The sequence below is a fragment of the Brasilonema sennae CENA114 genome (assembly GCF_006968745.1).
GTDB lineage: Bacteria > Cyanobacteriota > Cyanobacteriia > Cyanobacteriales > Nostocaceae > Brasilonema > Brasilonema sennae.
This window is the reverse complement of record NZ_CP030118.1, coordinates 4,147,055-4,166,735: the sequence shown is the minus strand read 5'-3', so window position 1 is coordinate 4,166,735 and position 19,681 is coordinate 4,147,055. Positions and strand designations below refer to the sequence as shown.

Genomic DNA, 19,681 nt, shown 5'->3' with positions numbered 1-19,681 from the left:
CAACATTTCTGTATTTGTAATTGCTAGAATTTCGACGCTAACAATTGCACAAGATAATATAACTCTGTGTATATTGAAGCAATCCCTCAAAACCTCTGTTTCTATTACCTTTTGATTTGCGTTGCACGCATCAAAGGAAAGGTCAATATCTATTATTTTTGCATTTAGCAGAGGTTTGATCACTGTCTATTGTTGACTGTTGACAAATTTACCAGGTTGCTAAAGGAAGTCGCACAATGTTGAGAGACATAGCTTATTCTTTGATTTCGGCAGGCTATAAAATACCCAAATCTGTAGAAGAAAAAATAGGTCGATTTTCTTACCAAATTTACTTAGCGGCTCTTTTGAAGAAATTAAGAATTAATTGTGTTCTTGATGTGGGAGCTAATATCGGTTACTTTGCAGAAAACATCAGAAAACTAGGCTATAAAGGACAGATTCTTAGTTTTGAGCCACATCCAGAAATATTTCCCATTCTTCAAAAGAACTTTAAAGACGATACCCTTTGGAGAGGATATGATTTGGGACTTGGAAGTGAGGATGCTTTGGCTACCTTTAATTTGAACACCTATTCAGAACTGAGTTCATTTCTAGTGCCTAATGCTAGTATGCCAAAAACTGTTAATTCCTGTGAAGTCAAGATCAAGGCTCTAGACTCTCTTTTGGATGATATTCTCACTTTAGTGCCTGAGCCGCGTATCTTTCTAAAAATGGATACTCAAGGATATGACATTGAAGTTGTTAAGGGTGCAAGTAAGTGCATAGATAAAATTCTGTGTTTGCAATCTGAAATATCTGTACGGGCTAATTACATTAACATACCTTCATATTTGGATGCCTTAAGGTATTATGAATCCCTGGGTTTTGAGGTTGCTGATTTATTTGCTGCCTTTCGTAATCCTGAAGGTTATGTTACTGAATATGATTGTTTGATGGTGCGTTCTAAAACATAGGACGTTGCTGAAATTCATTAATCTGTTTGGATAGATCGCACAAAATAGAAATGAAATAACGTAGACGCGCAAGACTTGCAAAGCGAGGCTTCCAGAGGAAACGCACCTTAAAGGTGGCACAATTAAGATTGACTTGAAAATCATAAATGAGCCAATCTATTGTGCTACTATTACGCAATGTCTGAACTTGTTAAAAACTTCTCCATTACATAATTAGTGAAAGTTTCCCCCCGACGAGTCACTTGTTGTTCTTTGACAACTGAGAATCCCATATGCTGGAAAAATGGCTTTGCAGTAATACTCGCTTCAGTAAACAGCCGATCCAACCCTAATTCCAATGCTTTTGCCTCAATTGCCTGATAGATTTGACTCCCTACTCCGCGACGCTGATAGTTTTTATGGCAGTAAAAGCAATTAATATGACCATTGGGTTCTAGCTCCCCAAAACCAACAATTATTCCCTCTTCATCTGCAACGTAGGTAAATATTTTTAAACAAACTTCTGACCAATTTCTAAAGTCAATATCATCTGGTGCCCAAGCTTTAACTTGATTGTTTGAGTAATCGCGGATGTTGACTTCACGCACTGTTTCGTGGAATAGCTGTGCTATTTGCTCAGTGTCTTGTGTACGAAACAACCTTATTTCCATAACGTATTCTAAATATGACACCGTTTTAGTGGCTGTCCATTGACAAGATGACTTTCAACCAGTTCAGGCTTATAAAGCCTCTGTTGATATATTAAAGCAGTTTTCACCTAAATGAACCACATCGTTTGTAAGGGCGCAAGCGCGAGGTAGCAGAAGCCAGCATTTTGCCATGCGGGCTGAAGCTCGTGCTATTAACCGGATGAAATTTAAGCTTGATTTATTTGGTTATAATGAAGGTAGGTTGTACTCACATCCCTACCTATTGCCTACCATCCAATACAGTTCGGATAAGTACCTTTAGGCAGGGGAAGAAAAATCAGTTATTTTCTCCCCCCAGCAACTCTACTCCCCTTACCTAGCTCAACAAATAAATTCCTTAACTGAACCGTATTGCTAGTGGTGGCAGATGGAATTCACTCCATAATTCGAGATGCGACGATAATTTTAAAACCAGAAGAATATAATTTTCAACAGCAAAAATGACTATTACAGAAGATAATTTTCGAGTTCGTCCCATGACCAAAGATGATCTAAAAATTGCCTTAAGTTGGGTAGCTTCTGAGGGGTGGAATCCGGGTATTGATGATGTTGATAATTTTTATATTGCCGATCCTGGTGGGTTTTTAATTGGAGAATTAAACGGTAAACCTATTAGTTGTATTTCTGTCTTACGATATAGTGCTGAATTTAATTTTATTGGTTTTTATATTGTTAAACCCGAAGAACGAAAAAAGGGATTTGGTTTAAAAACATGGCAAGAAGCATTGAAGTTAATTTCTAATCAACCAGCAGGTTTAGATGCCATATTACAACAAGTTAATAAGTATCAAAAATTTGGTTTTAAACCGGTTTATTCTCATCTTGGTTATCAAGGGATAATTACCGGAAAAATCTCGTCAGATGTAAGAGATTTAAAAACTATTGATTTTGATCAACTTTGTCATTATGATCGACGATATTTTCCTAGTTATCGTCCTGATTTTCTTTCAACATGGATTAATCAACCTCATGGGCAAGGTTACGCTATTATCAACGATGCTGATTTGGTAGGTTATGGAGTGATTAGAAAAGCTATAGATAGCTTTAAAATTGCCCCTTTATTTGCGGAAAATGAAGATATAGCAGAAAAGTTATTATTAGCTTTAGCTACTTATAGTGAAGGAAGTACTATTTATGTAAACGTTCCTAATATCAATAAAGCCGCTATTCTCTTATTGGAAAATTATCAAATGAAGAATACATATGAATGTGTACGAATGTACAAAGGAGAGCAACCTAATATTAATTTGCACAATGTTTTTGCTATTACTGGTTTGGAATTAGGATAAATTTAACTAGTAAGTAGGTAAGCTTAAATAAAGCTATGTACCTCAAGAAATTTTAAGCGTAGGGGAGGCAAATTGGGGTGTGGATTTTCGAGGCGGTTTGCGGTGTAGATTTTCTTCCCGCAAAACTGCCGTCCTCCCCCAATATTGCTATTGGGTTACGGCTAACGCCTAACGCACAGGATATTTTTGTTTTTATATTGTGAGTATCGCACTCATTGCCCCATGCTAAAAAATGCCGAAAAGCCAGCTTCCTGCCGATTTGGTAGGTGATCGCACATATTGCCAATTTCAGCATCAGCATCATCGGGATTAGTTTTGAAATACTCACCCATGAACACGCACCCTTCCCTAAGTAAATTATCATAATCCAATCTCCACAGTCTCACCGTCTTGTCAAAACTTGCCGTTGCCAGGATTTTGCCATCCGGGCTGAAGCTCGTGCCAACAACCGCGTCTGTATGCCCACTCAGGGTTTTAATTTCTTTGAGCGTGGCGGTATCCCACAGTTTCACCGTGTTGTCATAACTAGCAGTTGCCAACATTTTGCCATCCGGGCTGAAGCTCGTGCCAACAACCGCGTCTGTATGCCCACTCAGGGTTTTAATTTCTTTGAGCGTGGCGGTATCCCACAGTTTCACCGTCTTATCACCACTAGCAGTTGCCAGGATTTTGCCATCCGGGCTGAAGCTCGTGCCCAGAAACCATGTTTGTATGCCCACTCAGGGTTTTAATGACTTGACCAGTAGTGGGATCCCACAGTTTCACCGTCTTGTCTAAACTAGCAGTTGCCAGCATTTTGCCATCCGGGCTGAAGCTCGTGCCAGAAACCATGTTTGTATGCCCACTCAGGGTTTTAATGACTTGACCAGTAGTGGGATCCCACAGTTTCACCGTCTTGTCTAAACTAGCAGTTGCCAGCATTTTGCCATCCGGGCTGAAGCTCGTGCCAGAAACCATGTTTGTATGCCCACTCAGGGTTTTAATGACTTGACCGTAGCGGGATCCCACAGTTTCACCGTGTTGTCACCACTGGCCGTTGCGAGCATTTTGCCATCCGGGCTGAAGCTCGTGCCCCAAACCAGTTTGTATGCCCACTCAGGGTTTTAATTTCTTTGAGCGTGGCGGTATCCCACAGTTTCACCGTCTTGTCACCACTAGCAGTTGCCAGGATTTTGCCATCCGGGCTGAAGCTCGTGCCATAAACCGAGTTTGTATGCCCACTCAGGGTTTTAATTTCTTTGAGCGTGGCGGTATCCCACAGTTTCACCGTCTTGTCACAACTAGCAGTTGCCAGGATTTTGCCATCCGGGCTGAAGCTCGTGCCAGAAACCATGTTTGTATGCCCACTCAGGGTTTTAATGACTTGACCAGTAGCGGGATTCCACAGTTTCACCGTCTTGTCACTACTTACAGTTGCCAGGATTTTGCCATCTGGGCTGAAGTTGACGCCATTAACCGTGTTTGTATGTCCTCCCAAATTGTTAGGTGCTGCGACATTGTCAACTGTATTCAGTAATGTCAGTTCTACTTGCGTGCGGGTATCAGCATCTACCAAGGGTGTATGTTGCATTTTCACAACAGCTTTTAAACTTGCTTTTAAAGCTTTTGCCCCATCAGAGTTTAGCAGCTCATCTGAAGTAATAGTAAGAGAAGTAATTTGACTGATTGCGGCATTCCACCAGCCCATGCCAGCAACGCCTGCTAAAATTAGAGCTACCGCAGAGAAGCTACCTAGTGTGATAATTGTTAGTTGCCTGCGGCGATCGCGTTCAAGCTTCTCCCGATCCCGTTGACTTGCGCTAGCCTGAATAAAGTCTCGCTCTTGCTGCGTCATTTCATTTGAGCGTTTTTGCAACCAATCTTCTGCTACAGTTAACGGCACACCCCGCAACAGCGCCCCAGAATCAAAGCCGCTGGTTTCCCATTGCCGCATTGTCGCCCGCAGTTGTTCTTGCCAACGGCGAAATTCACCGTCTACTTGTATCCAATGCTGTAAGCGTCCCCAACTTCTAATCAGCGCCTCATGCACGATTTCCACGGTTTCTTCATTGGAGGAGTTGCGGTTTGTTACCACCAATCGCGTTGACGCTAAGCGTGTCACTAAATCCCAGTTTTCTAAGTTTACCTGATCACGAGTTGCTATTCTGCGAGTAGCCTCTGCCCCTTCTCCTAAACATACTAACTGCATGAACAACCGCTGTGTCCTGATTTGGTCAGCTTCATCTACCTCAGCATAAACCGACTCTGCATGATTAGCCAAAGCCTCCTCTACGCCGCCAATTTCTTCGTAAGCCGAATGAGTCAGCAACCCATATTTCTGTTTTGACCATAGCTCAGTTAAGGCAAACTCTAACAACGGTAAGCTTCCTGATTGTTCTTTAACATCAGAAATGAGTTTATTTGTCAACTCTTTTTCCAGACCCACTTGCATTTGCGCTGCTGGTTCTTCAATTGCTTTACGCAATTCCTGACGGCTCATTGGTCCTAAGTTCTGGACTGCTCCCTGCAAGGCATCGCTCAATGGGCGATAAGATAGGGCATGTCCGAAAAAGTCGGCTCGCAAGGTTAAAACTAGAGTAAACTTGGGAGCGCGATCGCTTGCAGTTAGCAATGCATCCAACAAAAACTGACGTTCTGACTCTGGGCTAAGGGTGTAAAGTTCTTCAAACTGGTCAGCTATTAGTAGTAAGCGTACGCCACGCTGTACAATTTTTTCTATTACTTTAGATAACGCTTTTTTGTCTTGCCGCAGCGCAATTTCTAGTTCCATTTCTACTAAGCGCTGGTTATCGTCATTATCTTGTGGGATGGGCATGTTGCCCGTCCTGTTCTGGTTCTGTGGCGAAGCCACAGAACCAGCGCTGTGATGCGAAGCCTCGGTTGTTAGTGAATGCATTTGAGGTGCAATCGCCACTGCTAATGCTTCAATAGGATTGTTACCCGGACGAAACCAGACAATTTGCCACCGAACATTGTTTTCAAGCCGCAACTGGGGAATTAATCCAGCAAACACTACACTAGATTTACCACTTCCACTTGGACCTACCACAGCTACTAACGGCTTTCTTTTCACTGCACGGAGCAATTGTTGAGTAAACTGTTCCCGCCCTTTGAATAGGTGTGCATCTTCCTCGCGGAAGGCAAATAAACCTCGGTAGGGACAAGGGGGAATCCCACCTAACTTGAGCCAAGTCGGTGGTTCTACTGCTGGATTAATGCAAATTACAGGCAACCAAGAAGCACCAGGAAAATCATCTTCCAAACCTTGTAGCTTTCTACGTGCTTGTTGCACTGCTAAATAAAATGACAGCCGCTCAAGTGCAAAACCCTGCAGAAAATATTTAAAAAATTCCTGTGCGACAAGATTTGGCACCGGCTCGCGCATGACAATTACGCTAGGAATATGTAAGTTCTCCAAAGCCAACGCCAATCCCAGCCCATCACAAGAATTAAATATAGCTAATTGCAAACCTTTTTCAATGGCTGCTTTGAGAGCTTCCTCTAATTGTTCAATTGTTAAGCTGTTATTTGTCTTATTCTCATTGATATAAATTCTGCCTGTTTTACCCTCAGTTCGACTGTGTCCGGCAAAAAAGAGGATATCCCAGCCTCGCACGTCCCAAAGTTGTGTGTTTAATTCCTGACGTGTGGGATTGACTCTAAACACAACTTCTGCATCTTGTAAGCTGAGGAGAAATCTAGTTTCTGCTTCCAAGTCGATGCCCTTGCTATTGCCCAAAACAGCTAAAATTCTAACTTTGTCGCCGTTGCGTCGTTGTGATAATTGAGCTTGTTTATACTCGGATTGACAAAGAGCCATTTCTGCCCGAGGATAATCCCGATAAAAATCGTAGCGATGCCAGGGTAATCGCCGTAGCAAGTCATCATTGGTTTCCATCATCACCCGAATTTCTTCTAGTGGGTGTAGATGCGATCGCAGTTGGAGACTAATATTGAGATAGTCATCGGAGCTTAGCCACTGGTTGATGCCTAGTTGTAGGTTATGGCATAAATCATTAAAGCTCAGGACAGAGACGTTGGTGACACCATCTGCATCAATTTCGAGTTCATCATCGTCCTCGCCTTGAAAACGTAACTGTTGGCGATCGCACAGACTCTGATAATTTGACTGCCAATTTCTACACAGTTCAACCAAATGTGGTGCTGGAGGTAAGCTGCCAAGAAACTGCTCTGGCAATAGATTACCTTCTTTCCATAACTGAGCTGTTACTCTGGGAAATCCCTGATATAAATCACCGCTTCCCATATTTATAATAACCGTCTTGCTCATTTGATGATGCATTCTTCCATCACCATTGCTCATAGATTTCTCTGTGATGATTATGTAAACCAGACTTATTTGCTGCCCTTCCTTCTTTAATTAGCTGCAAGCAAAATCAACTTATGCACTAGTAGTCCACCAAAGTAAGTTTGATAGGTCAAACAGTTGGGTATAACCGCTCCATCTTTCTCCGTGCATCCGTGGTTTGAAAGCGCCAATTCACACTGGCTTGTTGAGAATTACGCTGTTTCTCCCAAGTGGCAATTTCTGACTCCAACAAGTTCTTAATTTTGGATAAAGTCGAGCTAACGACTGACTGCGCGGCACATACTGCCAATTTCACCAGCATCATCATCCTTGGGATTAGTTTTGAAATACTCACCCATGAACGCGCACCCTTCCCTGAGTAAATTATCATAATCCCATCTCCACAGTCTTACCGTGTTGTCACCACTTGCCGAAGCGAGCATTTTGCCATCCGGGCTGAAGCTCGTGCCATAAACCGAGTCTGTATGCCCACTCAGGGTTTTCATTTCTTTGAGCGTGGCGGTATCCCACAGTTTCACCGTGTTGTCACCACTGGCCGTTGCGAGCATTTTGCCATCCGGGCTGAAGCTCGTGCCATTAACCGAGTCTGTATGCCCACTCAGGGTTTTCATTTCTTTGAGCGTGGCGGTATCCCACAGTTTCACCGTGTTGTCACCACTTGCCGAAGCGAGCATTTTGCCATCCGGGCTGAAGCTCGTGCCATAAACCGAGTCTGTATGCCCACTCAGGGTTTTCATTTCTTTGAGCGTGGCGGTATCCCACAGTTTCACCGTGTTGTCACCACTTGCCGAAGCGAGCATTTTGCCATCCGGGCTGAAGCTCGTGCCATTAACCGAGTCTCTATGCCCACTGAGGGTTTTAATTACTTTGAGCGTGGCGGTATCCCACAGTTTCACCGTGTTGTCACCACTTGCCGAAGCGAGCATTTTGCCATCCGGGCTGAAGCTCGTGCCATAAACCGAGTCTGTATGCCCACTCAGGGTTTTCATTTCTTTGAGCGTGGCGGTATCCCACAGTTTCACCGTGTTGTCACCACTTGCCGAAGCGAGCATTTTGCCATCCGGGCTGAAGCTCGTGCCATAAACCGAGTCTGTATGCCCTCCTAAGGTGTTCGGTGCGGCAACATTGTCAACTGTATTCAGTAATGTCAGTTCTACCTGTGTGCGGGTATTAGCATCTACCAAGGGTGTATGTTGCATTTGCACAACAGCTTTTAAACTTGCTTTTAAGGCTTTTGTCCGATCTGAGTTCAACAGGACATCTGAAGTATTAGTAAGAGAATTAATTTGACTGATTGCCGCACTCCACCAGCCCACACCAGCGACGCCTGCTATAATTAGAGCTACCGCAGAAAAGCTACTGAGTGTGATAATTGTTAGTTGTCTTGTGCGATCGCGTTCTTGCTTCTCCCGAACTCGTTGACTTGCGCTAGCCTGAATAAAGTCTCGCTCTTCCTGCGTCATTTCATCTGAGCGTTTTTGCAACCAATCATCTGCTACAGTTAACGGCACACCTCGCAACAACGCCCCAGAATCATGATTGCTACTTTTGCACTCCAGCATTGCTACTTTTAACCGTTCTTGCCAAACGCGAAACTGACGATTAGCATTCATCCACTCGCGCAGAGTTATCCATTCCCGAATCAGCGCTTCATGGACAACTTCTACTGTATCTTCTCCTGAGTTGTCATCGCGTCCCGTAACAACTAAACGGGCTTGGTATCCTGCTAAATAACTTACCAATCCCCAATTCTCTTCCCCAACTTCTTTGCGTGTAGCCAGCCGTCGAGTATCTTCCGTTCCTTCCCCCGGACGCACTAATTGTACAAAAATTCGCTGTGCCTGCTTTTGCTCTGTTTGGCTAAGTTGACTATAAACCTGCTGGGCATGATTAGCTAATGCCTTTTTCACACCGCCAATTTCAGTATATGCTTGGTGAGTTAACAATCGGTTTTCCTGCTTTGACCATAATCGGGTAAGAGCAAATTCCAACAGTGGTAAATTGCCCGGTTCAAGTCCCACATCATCCAAGATTCGCTCTTGTAATTGTGCTTCAAATTGCACTTCTAGCTTTTGGGCTGGTAGGGCGATCGCTGCTTGTAGTTCCTGCCGACTCATGGAACTTACCAGCTGGGGTGTAAACTCCTGCAATGCATCCCGAAAAGGGCGGTAGGAGAGAACATAGCCGTAGAAGTCAGCTCGTAAAGTGAAAACCAGTGTGAGAATTTTCTGATGGATAGCTTCGAGTAACGTATCAGTAAAGCGTTCTTGTTCTTCCTTCTGGCAAAGGGTGTAGAGTTCTTCAAATTGATCGGCAAACAACAGAAAACGTTTATCTGAGTTACGTTCTCTAATGCTAGACACTACCTGCTGCAATGTCACTTTACCCTGCTGTATATCTGCTGCTAGTCCAGCCGCTGCTCGCAATTTTTCAGTTTCACTAATTTCTGGTGGTTCTAATTGACGCACGAATACAGAAGCAAGCTGATAAAATGGCTGATTACCAGGACGAAAGGATTCAATCACCCAATTTCCTTCACCTCGCAACTGTGGAATTAGTCCAGCAAACACCACCGAAGATTTGCCACTCCCACTAGGACCAATCACAGCTACCAACGACTGAGAGCGAGTTGCTTGCACTAAGCTATTTACAAATGTATCACGTCCAAAAAAGAATGCTGCATCTTCTTCCCCAAATGCAGACAATCCTTGATATGGGTTGGGAGGAATGACTTCTGTTTGAGGTGCTGTGGGGATAATTAACTGTTTTTTGCTCAGTACTGGAGTCTGCTGTTCCAAAAAACCAATCATTTGAGAACAACCAAGATCATAGGCAAACTGTACCTCTTCCCCGGCGGCGATCGCATCATAAAACGCCACAGCAAAACCAACAGCTGCTTTATCCCCTACTGTCGAATTCATGCCAATCACATAATTGACGTGTTGGCGAATTGCTTCTGCTTGCATTTGGGAGTAACAAGCGTTTAAAAGGACACATTCAACTCCTTTAGTGGCAAACAGCTTAAACATGCTCCCCAGTGCTTCGCCGGAGATTAATGCAGGCTGTCCTGTTTCATCTTGCAAAAGAATACCATCTTGCCCAGCACCGTGTCCGCAGAAGTGAACAATTTGCGGCTGATAATCTAACATGGCGCGGTAGAAGTCACGCTGACGTACCGCCCATTTTTGCTCTAACTTGAATTCTGCTCGTTTGTTAGCGCGTCGCAATCCTTCATCAATTTCTCGTACTTCTTGATCAAGTCGTAGCCTTGAGGTACTTGTCGGATTTGCTGCCAGAATTAAAATGGTTTTGACATGGGTGTAGTTGTTCATGGTATCTGGAAAAGGTTTTAGAGCTAGCCTATTGAGGACTTACGCACTGAAAACCCGAAACTTCCATCCCCCCTAACCCCCTTAAAAGCCCCCTTTTTAAGGGGGTTAGGGGATCTCTTCTGCCTAAGTTCTACTATTATTAAATAGCTAACAGCCAATAGAACAAATTAGCTGTTAGCTATTTAACAATTAACAATCTTCTTCACCACCAGTTTCACCTGTTCTGTTGTCCATTTGTCACTGGGATAAGCCGCAGCACTTATATTTCTATTTGGGGGTTGAACACTTGCAACTGCTGCTAATAATTCTTCAAGTGGGTTAGTTGCTCTAAATACCTGTGTTCCCCTACGAGGTTTGTCTAGTGCTGGTAGTTCAAGACACCGGAAATTCGTTGCACCAACTGTGGCAAAAACTTTGAGAACATCGGCACTTTCGTTATAACCTTCACAAAGGCTTGTCTGGATGCGAATCATTTTCTCCCTGCCCGGATCTAACGGTTCAAAGGCAGCAGCCCCTTTTGGGTGTAGCTGGGAAATACTCCAATCTGGTTGAATAGCCAGTACGGTAATGTTGAGAACTTTGGTTGATTCATTGCGGATACGCAGTATTGCAGATTCATCTACGTCAAAAGTTGGGACGTTACCTGGAGCATTTAATGGTAATAATTCACCTCTGGTTTCTCCTGGTAGGCAGATGTCAACTTTTAGTTTTCCTGCAAATGATGATATTGGGTCGTTGTTGTCTAGTTGTAAAGTCGCTTGATACTTGGAAAGATGCACTAAGCGGTTAACGACACTAGCTGCAGCATTGTGTTCGTCTACTTTGAGTGGAGGGCGCAAATTAATTAATTCTCCACCTGCATCCAGAATTTCATATTCCCCTTCAGCGTTGACAGATACCTGATAGGTGACAGGTTCATCACTCGGTTGATCACTAGATAAGAACTCTACCCAACCATTGCCTTCTACGTTTTCTTTAGCGGCTTTGACTGCTGTCAATGCTTCTTTATAATCTATTTCTTTTGGTAGTTGCTGATTTTCTAAAGGAGGCAACAGGCGTACCTTTCGGACAAGTTTGACACTAGGAGACAGTAGTATAGCAGAAGCACCATCTTCAATAATTCCTTGACTGAGAGTTTGCTGTGTTGAATTACCCGCTTTAGAAGGAGGAATATAAAGACGCAAGTTGTTACCTGCTTGTTCTTGACGCAGGATTTTGGTAACTTCCGCAATAGATTCTTCTGCACGCACTTTTACAACTTTAGCCAGTGCGACTCGTTTATCAGTTTGGGAAAAATCGGTTATGCCTAATTGATAGATGGCAAACTCCGCACCTTTACGCAAACCTTGTGCTTCGCCTGCTTGCAAGAGTACCTGATTAGAAGCCACATCAACTTTCTTGACAAGAATGGCAGATTGTGGTTTTGTAGATTTACCGCTGAAGAGCAGGCGATCGCCTTCTCCTTGCAGCATTGGTGTTTGTTGTTGAAACTGACTGTTTATCTTTGCGAGGATGCGATCGTGGAGTACCTTAAAGGTACAATCATTCCCCAACTTCTGTAGAGAGTCTAATAACCAATAAGTTAACGCACCATTGTTTTCTTTACCATTGAAAGCATATTCATAAGCAGACTCATTATCCCGACAAGCAGCCAATAAAACATATCCTTTAGGTTCAGGCAACCAACCACTAGCTGCAGTTACGTTGCGAGTGTTTTGTTGTCCGTGTGTTAATTGTTGCCAGTTTTGGATCAATTCTTCAGTTGATGCAACTAAGCTTTCTGTTGGTCGTGGCGTTGTGTCTATAATATTCTTATTTAAACCGCGAATATTAGCATCATTGACTCCTCCTCGTGTTGCTCCTCCAGAATGACAGCTATCCAGAACTAGTGTAACCACTAACCCTTTATCTACCATATTTTGTAAGAGTGTTGCCAACTCTAGATCACGAAGATAACGAGCTTCTGGATTGCCAATGTCTGTAGGGACAAGTGATTCATCTACCCCGTAGCTTCCTTTGAGATCAGGATAAATTGTTGTCGAACGTCCACCATGTCCGGAGTAGTGGATGTAGACTTGGTCTTGAGGTTCAGCTAAATCAGTGAGTTGCTTAAATTTAGCTACGATATTGTCATATGTAGGTAGCTGTTCGGATGGCTCTTGCGGTATGTTGGGACTGTCAGAGTTGGAAGCTGTAAGTTTAAGAATATGTGCTGGGGGTACTTGCAGTTTGTTTCTCAGGAAAGATTCGACATGATTAATATCGCGCACACAACCAGCAAGACTGTTGTAAGAAGCTCCTTGTGGTAGCATGTTCGGTAAATAGCAATCAACCCCAATCAATAAGGCGAAGAATTTGGAGCTAGATTTTGCACTTTGTTGAATCATATAAGGCTGCACCTTCTAACAACTTCCAGAATAATTCCCAAACAAGAGCAGTCAATGGAACTGTTCCATACTTCTTATAGGTGTCAGCAAGGCTGACTTATACAGAAATCGAGGTTCTTGGTTTTTTATAAGTGTTGATCCGGACATGATATTACTCCCTTCCCGGTCTAAGATTACCTATAATAATTTACTCCTCTCTCTGTGTCACGCCAGGTGCTTCAAGTCGGGAAACCCGCCCAACGCACTGGCTCCTCTGCGCCTCTGCGGTTCAAAAATAGGTATTTTTCTGGTGGGAAGGGAGTAAACCCGCGCAGGCGGGTTTTGTCTGTATAGCCGCGACTTCCAGTCGCCTAGGGTAGTATGAATGAATACTTTACAAACATCCTCTTAAGAGAAAACAATTAATCCAACAATGAAATTTCTCGGAATTGACCTAGGCTGGAAATCCCAACCCAGCGGTTTATGCTACTTACAATTCATAGACGGAAAACTGCAAATACAAGATTTAGACCGCAAAGAATCTATTGCAGACATATTAACTTGGATTGATACTTGCGTTACACCAGAAGAACCCGCCATCATCGGTGTAGATGCACCCACCCTCATTCCCAACGCTACTGGAAGTCGCTTACCCGACAAACTCACTCACAAACACTTTGGCAAGTATCACGCTGGATGCTATCCAGCAAATCTGGGCCTACCCTTTGCAGAAAGAACAGTAAAATTTGGCTTAGAATTAGAAGCCCGTGGTTTTGCCCACGCACCAACTATCGAACCACAAAAACCAGGCAGATATCAAATAGAAGTCTTTCCTCATCCAGCCATAGTTAATTTATTTGGCTTAGAACGAATTCTTAAATATAAAAAAGGACGCTTGAGCGATCGCCGCCTCGAACTCATCAAACTCCACCATTACATCACAGAAATCTTACCCTCTCTCCAACCTCCTCTGTGTCTTGATGGTTCGTTTCTTTCCGAAATTCCCACCACAGGCGCAGCCCTCAAACAAGTCGAAGACAAACTCGATAGCCTCATTTGTGCTTATGTCGCTGCATACTGGTGGTTTTGGGGGGAGCAACGTAACCTGGTTCTTGGCGATCGCACCACAGGTTACATTGTCATCCCCTCCAAAAGTTAAAAGTATTTTTTTTACTTTTAACTTTTTCTTTTTACTTCTTTACTGTGCCCAAACAATTAACCTTGGCTCATAAGGACTAGAGAGGTCTTTGTGTTTTGGTAAAACTCGCAAAGATAAGCCTTGGTAACCAGATGTATTATACAATATATCCACGGTGTAAGTACTTAAGCCATCCTTATCCTCTCCTTGGTAATCCATGACCACAGGAACACCGTTGACAATACCGCCATCAGCATCAATGGCACCTTGGTAGAGTTCCACCTGTACATCATTGTTCGTCAAAGTTGCCAGATCAACTTTGGCTTTGACGTTAACAATTTGGTTAACCTCAATATCTGCTCCAGAGGATACGTTAACATCTTTTATTTTGATGTCGAACCAGTGTGCAGTGAGATTCTGTTGCCAATCAGCTAGTTCTTTCGCTGGGGCGTATTTATCAGCAGTCAGAGTGTGGAAGCGATCGCTTGCGGGGAAATAAGCGCGTTCTGCATATTCTCGCACCATCCGTGCCGTGTTAAAGAACGGACAATTTAACCGGATTGCATCCTTCATTTTGTCAACCCAGTGGCGAGGCAAACCATCAACATCCCGGTCGTAAAACAGAGGGACAACTTCATTTTCCAGCAAATCGTAAAAAGCATTTGCCTCTATTTCATCTTGGTAATTGGGATCATCATACATTTCTCCATGTCCAATCGCCCAACCAGTACGAACATAATCAGCTTCATCCCACCAACCATCTAGTACGCTTAAATTCGGCAAACCATTCATAGCTGCCTTCATGCCACTTGTACCAGAAGCTTCCCGTGGACGGCGCGGAGTGTTTAACCAGATATCACAACCAGCAACCATCAACCGAGATATATAAATATCGTAGTTGGGGACAAACACAATCTGCTTTTGCAAACCCTGTTCGTCGATGAAGTGATTGATCTCGCGGATAAGTTCCTTACCAGGAATATCCTTGGGGTGTGCTTTACCAGAGATCACAAACTGCACCTTACGGTCTTTGTTGGCCAACAAAATCCGCTTAATTCGCTCAACATCCCGCATCCACAGAGTAGCACGTTTGTAGGTTGCAAAGCGACGGGCAAAGCCAATGGTGAGAACTTTGGGGTCAAGAACTTCTTGTGCAGAGGCAATTTCTGAGGCAGAAGCCCCACGGTCTCGCAAATGCTTCACCAGATGCTCCCGCACATAGACAATCATATCTAAGCGGCAGCGCTCGTGATTACGCCACAACTCTTCATCGGGGATCGCGTCCATGCGTTCCCACAAAGGGTTATCAGTCGGTGCGGATGACCAGCTTGGTCCTAGGTAGCGATCGTACAACTCCTGTGTAGATTTAGCAACACAACTGCGAGCATGAACGCCGTTCGTAATTGCTTTGATCGGCACTTCCTCTGTGGGCACATTTTGCCACAAACTCTTAAACATTTGGCGTGACACCACACCATGCAGTTGTGCCACACCGTTAGAGAATGTCGCCATTTTCAGTGCCAGGACTGCCATACTAAAAGGCGCAGACGAATCTTTAGTATTTTCGCGTCCCAAAGCCAAATATTGTTCTTTAGTTAAGCCAAAGACATCAGCGTAATGTCCCAGGTAGTACAACATTTTGTCTGGGGGGAACAAGTCAATTCCCGCCGGTACTGGTGTGTGAGTTGTAAAGATATTACTGGAAGCCACCACCTGTTTGGCTTGGGGATAACTCAGCCCTTCTTCTTGAAGAAGAATGCGGATACGTTCTAGGGCAGAGAATGCCGCGTGACCTTCATTCATATGATACGCGGTGATGTTGTATCCAAGGGCTTTTAGCATTCGCACACCACCGATCCCCAGCATAATTTCTTGGTGGATACGCATATCGATATCCCCACCGTAAAGCTGGTCTGTGATGTTGTGGTCGTAAGAATTATTGGGTTCAATGTTAGTGTCGAGCATATACAGGGGAACTGATCCCACTTGTACACGCCAAACTCTAGCATAAACAGTACGTCCTGGATAATCGACCGAAATCCGCAATTCTGAGCCATCAGGATTGCGTTCTAGGTGCAAAGTCATATTATAAAAGTCGTTGATTGGGTAGCGTTCCTGCTGCCAACCATCAGCGTTCAGATATTGAGCAAAATAGCCTTGCTGGTAGAGTAGACCCACACCAACCAAAGGTAGCCCTAAATCGCTAGCAGATTTGAGGTGATCCCCAGCAAGAACTCCCAAGCCTCCAGAATAGACTGGCAAACAATCTACAAGCCCAAACTCAGCCGAGAAATAGGCGTAGTATTCTTGTCCTTTCTCATCTGAGGCATGACCAACTCTTTGTTTTTCATACCAGGTACGCTCTTGCAAATAATCCTCTAACTGGCGCGCGGCTCGATCCATCTGTGCCAGGAAGCCTTCATCTTCCACGACTTCCAACAGACGCGCTTGACTAATGGTACCGAGCATCAAAACCGGGTTATGACGGCTAGATTCCCATAAGTCAGGATCTAAGCGTCGGAATAAGTCTTTCGTCTCAACGTTCCAATCCCAGTGCAGGTTATATGCCAGCTTCCGCAGTGGCTCAAGTCGCTGCGGTAGTGAAGGGGAAACATTAAAAGTGCGAATCGGCTGCATAGGTTAGCGAAACTATAGCTTTGGCTATAGTTATTGTTGACTGTATTTTTGTTATCCACCCAATTCTTTATACTATGTTTGTAAACTTACGATGACATTGTTAAGCTGTGAAAAGTTCTCTCAGTTTTGTCGCTAAAGCTGATGTCAAGGGTATTTCAAACACTATGCCTTACTCATTACCATATCTTGGAGCCAGAAAAACTTAATATCTATCCCCGCAAATGTACTAAGGATAATGAGTATATTTCAACAATTTTATATTTTTGTGAACAGCTTCGATAAAGGCTGAGTGACTCAAGGGTTTTGAGGATACGTCCTTGAGAATTACTGAAATTGCAATGGTAATATTTTTTCGGGCTAGCTGACAACTCAACGCCCTTTCTATGACTGAAAACCATACATTTGAGCAAGTTAAAAAATCTCTTCAAGATGCTGGTATTTATTTCGTCCGCATTTTGTGGTGCGACAATGCCAACATCATTCGTGGCAAAGCGGTTCATTTGGGAATGCTGTCCCACTACTTTGAACATGGTGTGGGTATATCCGCAGGACAAGAAGGGATTCCTGTCATCTATGATGCTGTTGTTCCCGAAACTGGTCTAGGTTCGGTAGGCGAAATCAGATTAGTACCAGATTGGTGTAGCCTCACACCTTTACCTTCCACATTTCGCAGCTTGAACTGTGACATTTATCGGTAAGCTTTTGTTCAGACTGAAGAAGTGCTTAATTTTTTAGTATTTAAAAGTATTGATAACCTTTTTTAATAAGGATAAAGAATTGTATTTGTTTGACGACTGGCGCTTTTCAAAGATTCATAATTCAGATAGTAGATTCTGTCTGTATTGTTTACACACAGCACATTCGGAGGTGCCAAAATGATTCATACCTACGAAGTATTGGTGGATATTAAGGAATTTTTTGACCAGACGAACAATACCTGTCAAAACGGGACGACACGATACGAAATCGACGCAGAGTCAAAACAAAAAGCTGATGGCATGGCATTGTTTCAAGCCAGAAGTGAGCATCCAAAAGGCACTGAATATGACGTTAGGGTAACAAGGTTACTTCGATAAAGCGGGGAAGTGGATGGAGCAAGAGGAATCATAAGATTATTATTCATAACTCCAAATCGTTAATTTAGACTACGCAAAATCGCTTGAGTGTAAATATGCACCGTGAGGTAACTCGCGGTGCATATGTGTAGGGTGAATATCCACTCAATGCGCTTGTGCAACTACTCGCCTACCCCAGTCGCTACAATGGAACGGCAGATGCACTATTAACAAATCAAATGAGGAGGTAACGTTTGAGCAGGAACTAGTCCAAGACATGATTGAACTGATAACTGTGTTCGGTGCCCGTCTTTACGGTTCTAGAAGTAAGAAAAACAAAAAATTGATTGATGGTATGACTCAAGTAGTTAAGGAGAGCCAGTGCGTTGCCGGGGTTCCCCCGGTTGAAGCACCTGGCGTGGTAAAGTAAATGTTGTTAGGTTTCAAGACTGAATTGAAACTGAATAAAGCGCAACGCACAGCCTTTGCAAAACATTGTGGAGTAGCTCGTCATGCTTGGAATTGGGGCTTGGGTTTGACTAAGCAAATATTGGCTCACAACAAAGCTAATCCAGATTCAAAGATTAAGTTTCCTTCTGCTATTGACTTGCATAAATGGTTAGTAGTACTAGTAAAAAGTGAATACGAATGGTATTACGAAGTCAGCAAGTCTACACCACAACAAGCATTAATGGGGCTGCGTGAATCTTGGAAACGTTGCTTTAAGAAAACTGCTGGCGTCCCCAAATTCAAAAAGAAAGGTCAACGCGACTCTTTCACGCTTGAAGGTACAGTGAAGATTCTTGGTAATAACAAAATTCAGGTGCCAGTGATTGGCGTCCTCAAAACTTATGAGCGACTACCACAAATAAAACCGAAATCAGTAACGATATCTCGTAAAGCCGACAGATGGTTTATTAGTTTCCGGTTTGAGGTCGATGTTCAAGAGTCTTGTCAAAAAGACGTTGTAGGCGTTGATTTAGGGATCAAAGTGTTGGCGACTCTCTCAACTTGTGAGGTAGTTGTAGGTGCTAAGTCCTACAAGAAATATGAGGCTAAGTTATCTAGAATACAGTGGTTTAATCGACATAAAGTCGTTGGTTCAAATAACTGGAAGAAAGCGCAATTAGAAATAGCTAGGTTACATCGAAAAATAGCCAACATCCGCAAAGATACTCTGCATAAACTGACAACACTACTTGCCAAGAACCACGGCACAATAGTCATTGAAGACCTCAATGTATCAGGAATGTTGGCTAATCATAAACTAGCTAAAGCTATTGCCGATATGTCCTTCTTTGAATTTCGTCGTCAGCTAACTTATAAATGCGAACTGTATGGTTCAAGGTTAGTTGTGGCTGATAGGTGGTTTCCCAGTTCCAAGACTTGCTCAAACTGTGGAACTAAAAAAGAAACACTCACTTTGAAAGAACGAGTGTTTGAATGCGATCATTGCGGATTTGTCATCGACCGTGACTTAAACGCCGCAATCAATTTGTCCAAAATCGCCAGTTAGGCGAGGTTAGCTTGTGGACTGGTTAGTGCCGACACTTCCAGGTTGAAGCAAGAAGTAAACGAAGTCCAAAGCGAATTAATTAGTACAAGTAGTCTGTCATAGAAAAGTCTAGTTATGAGTAGCTTTGGATAGGTGTTGTGTAACGGTTTGTTGTACTGCCTAAACTTGGCTTGTTGAAAGCGCCCCCCAGGCGGCGCACCACCCGTTATGAATCAAATAAACACTTTTTTCCCTATTCCTTGTTAAGCGTGTTTCTTGAAAGAACTACCTCAGGTGTCAAAATGTGAAGCTATCTAATGGTAGTATTTTTTTGTCGTGCTTTGGGCTACTGACTCAGAAGAAAACCCTGAGAATCTCTTAGATAAATCTACCATCA

Annotated in this window: 14 protein-coding genes and 1 pseudogene; 7 read left to right on the top strand and 8 right to left on the bottom strand. The window is 43.4% G+C overall.

Going from position 1 to position 19,681, the window contains the following annotated elements; translation table 11 throughout:
• Positions 1 to 236 precede the first annotated feature (236 nt).
• A complete protein-coding gene (locus tag DP114_RS17735) occupies positions 237 to 953 on the top strand; it encodes an FkbM family methyltransferase (protein ID WP_171976710.1) in 717 nt (238 codons plus the stop codon).
• A gap of 170 nt (positions 954 to 1,123) precedes the next feature.
• Here DP114_RS17735 and DP114_RS17730 read toward each other — a convergent pair whose 3' ends face one another.
• Positions 1,124 to 1,603 carry a GNAT family N-acetyltransferase gene (locus DP114_RS17730; protein WP_169268550.1) on the bottom strand — a complete coding sequence of 160 codons (480 nt, stop codon included), beginning with the start codon at positions 1,601 to 1,603 and terminating at the stop codon, positions 1,124 to 1,126.
• A 479-nt stretch (positions 1,604 to 2,082) separates the two neighbouring features.
• Between DP114_RS17730 and DP114_RS17725 the strand changes: the two genes are divergently transcribed.
• Positions 2,083 to 2,931 (top strand): GNAT family N-acetyltransferase, encoded by an 849-nt coding sequence (locus tag DP114_RS17725; RefSeq protein WP_171976709.1) that lies wholly within the window; start codon positions 2,083 to 2,085, stop codon positions 2,929 to 2,931.
• Between the two features lie 212 nt (positions 2,932 to 3,143).
• On the opposite strand, the gene DP114_RS35075 is transcribed toward DP114_RS17725, so the two are convergent.
• The 6 genes from DP114_RS35075 to DP114_RS17710 form a co-directional block, all read right to left on the bottom strand.
• Positions 3,144 to 3,650: a WD40 repeat domain-containing protein gene (locus DP114_RS35075; RefSeq protein ID WP_246162571.1), complete on the bottom strand. Its 507-nt coding sequence runs from the start codon at positions 3,648 to 3,650 to the stop codon at positions 3,144 to 3,146.
• A complete protein-coding gene (locus tag DP114_RS35070; protein ID WP_246163351.1) occupies positions 3,583 to 3,888 on the bottom strand; it encodes a WD40 repeat domain-containing protein in 306 nt (101 codons plus the stop codon). Before DP114_RS35070 ends, DP114_RS35075 begins: the two co-directional genes overlap by 68 nt.
• Before the next feature lie 14 nt (positions 3,889 to 3,902).
• Positions 3,903 to 3,977 (bottom strand): hypothetical protein, encoded by a 75-nt coding sequence (locus DP114_RS35065; protein WP_246163349.1) that lies wholly within the window; start codon positions 3,975 to 3,977, stop codon positions 3,903 to 3,905.
• Positions 3,944 to 7,255, bottom strand: coding sequence for an nSTAND1 domain-containing NTPase (locus DP114_RS17720; protein WP_246162570.1), 3,312 nt, complete (start codon positions 7,253 to 7,255; stop codon positions 3,944 to 3,946). The genes DP114_RS35065 and DP114_RS17720 overlap by 34 nt, the downstream gene beginning before the upstream one ends.
• A gap of 263 nt (positions 7,256 to 7,518) precedes the next feature.
• Entirely contained in the window at positions 7,519 to 10,593 is a 3,075-nt protein-coding gene (locus DP114_RS17715; RefSeq protein ID WP_246162569.1) for an nSTAND1 domain-containing NTPase, read from the bottom strand.
• Between the two features lie 182 nt (positions 10,594 to 10,775).
• Positions 10,776 to 12,980 (bottom strand): caspase family protein, encoded by a 2,205-nt coding sequence (locus tag DP114_RS17710; protein ID WP_171976706.1) that lies wholly within the window; start codon positions 12,978 to 12,980, stop codon positions 10,776 to 10,778.
• A gap of 412 nt (positions 12,981 to 13,392) precedes the next feature.
• Here DP114_RS17710 and DP114_RS17705 point away from each other — a divergent pair, with 412 nt between their 5' ends.
• Positions 13,393 to 14,118, top strand: a complete 726-nt coding sequence (locus DP114_RS17705) for a DUF429 domain-containing protein (protein WP_169267772.1) — start codon at positions 13,393 to 13,395, stop codon at positions 14,116 to 14,118.
• Between the two features lie 39 nt (positions 14,119 to 14,157).
• On the opposite strand, the gene glgP is transcribed toward DP114_RS17705, so the two are convergent.
• The gene (gene glgP / locus DP114_RS17700) at positions 14,158 to 16,734 is read right to left on the bottom strand and encodes an alpha-glucan family phosphorylase (RefSeq protein WP_171976705.1); all 2,577 of its coding nucleotides are present in this window, start codon (positions 16,732 to 16,734) and stop codon (positions 14,158 to 14,160) included.
• 383 nt (positions 16,735 to 17,117) lie between these two features.
• Here glgP and DP114_RS17695 point away from each other — a divergent pair, with 383 nt between their 5' ends.
• The 4 genes and pseudogenes from DP114_RS17695 (at position 17,118) to DP114_RS17680 (ending at position 19,305) form a co-directional block, all read left to right on the top strand.
• Positions 17,118 to 17,432, top strand: a complete 315-nt coding sequence (locus DP114_RS17695) for a hypothetical protein (RefSeq protein WP_169267774.1) — start codon at positions 17,118 to 17,120, stop codon at positions 17,430 to 17,432.
• 177 nt (positions 17,433 to 17,609) lie between these two features.
• Positions 17,610 to 17,810 (top strand): hypothetical protein, encoded by a 201-nt coding sequence (locus DP114_RS17690; RefSeq protein WP_169267775.1) that lies wholly within the window; start codon positions 17,610 to 17,612, stop codon positions 17,808 to 17,810.
• A gap of 205 nt (positions 17,811 to 18,015) precedes the next feature.
• Positions 18,016 to 18,219: pseudogene (locus DP114_RS17685) on the top strand (hypothetical protein); the annotation flags it as partial.
• Positions 18,220 to 19,305, top strand: a complete 1,086-nt coding sequence (locus DP114_RS17680) for an RNA-guided endonuclease InsQ/TnpB family protein (protein ID WP_171976704.1) — start codon at positions 18,220 to 18,222, stop codon at positions 19,303 to 19,305. It begins immediately after the preceding pseudogene.
• The last annotated feature ends 376 nt before the right edge of the window (positions 19,306 to 19,681 follow it).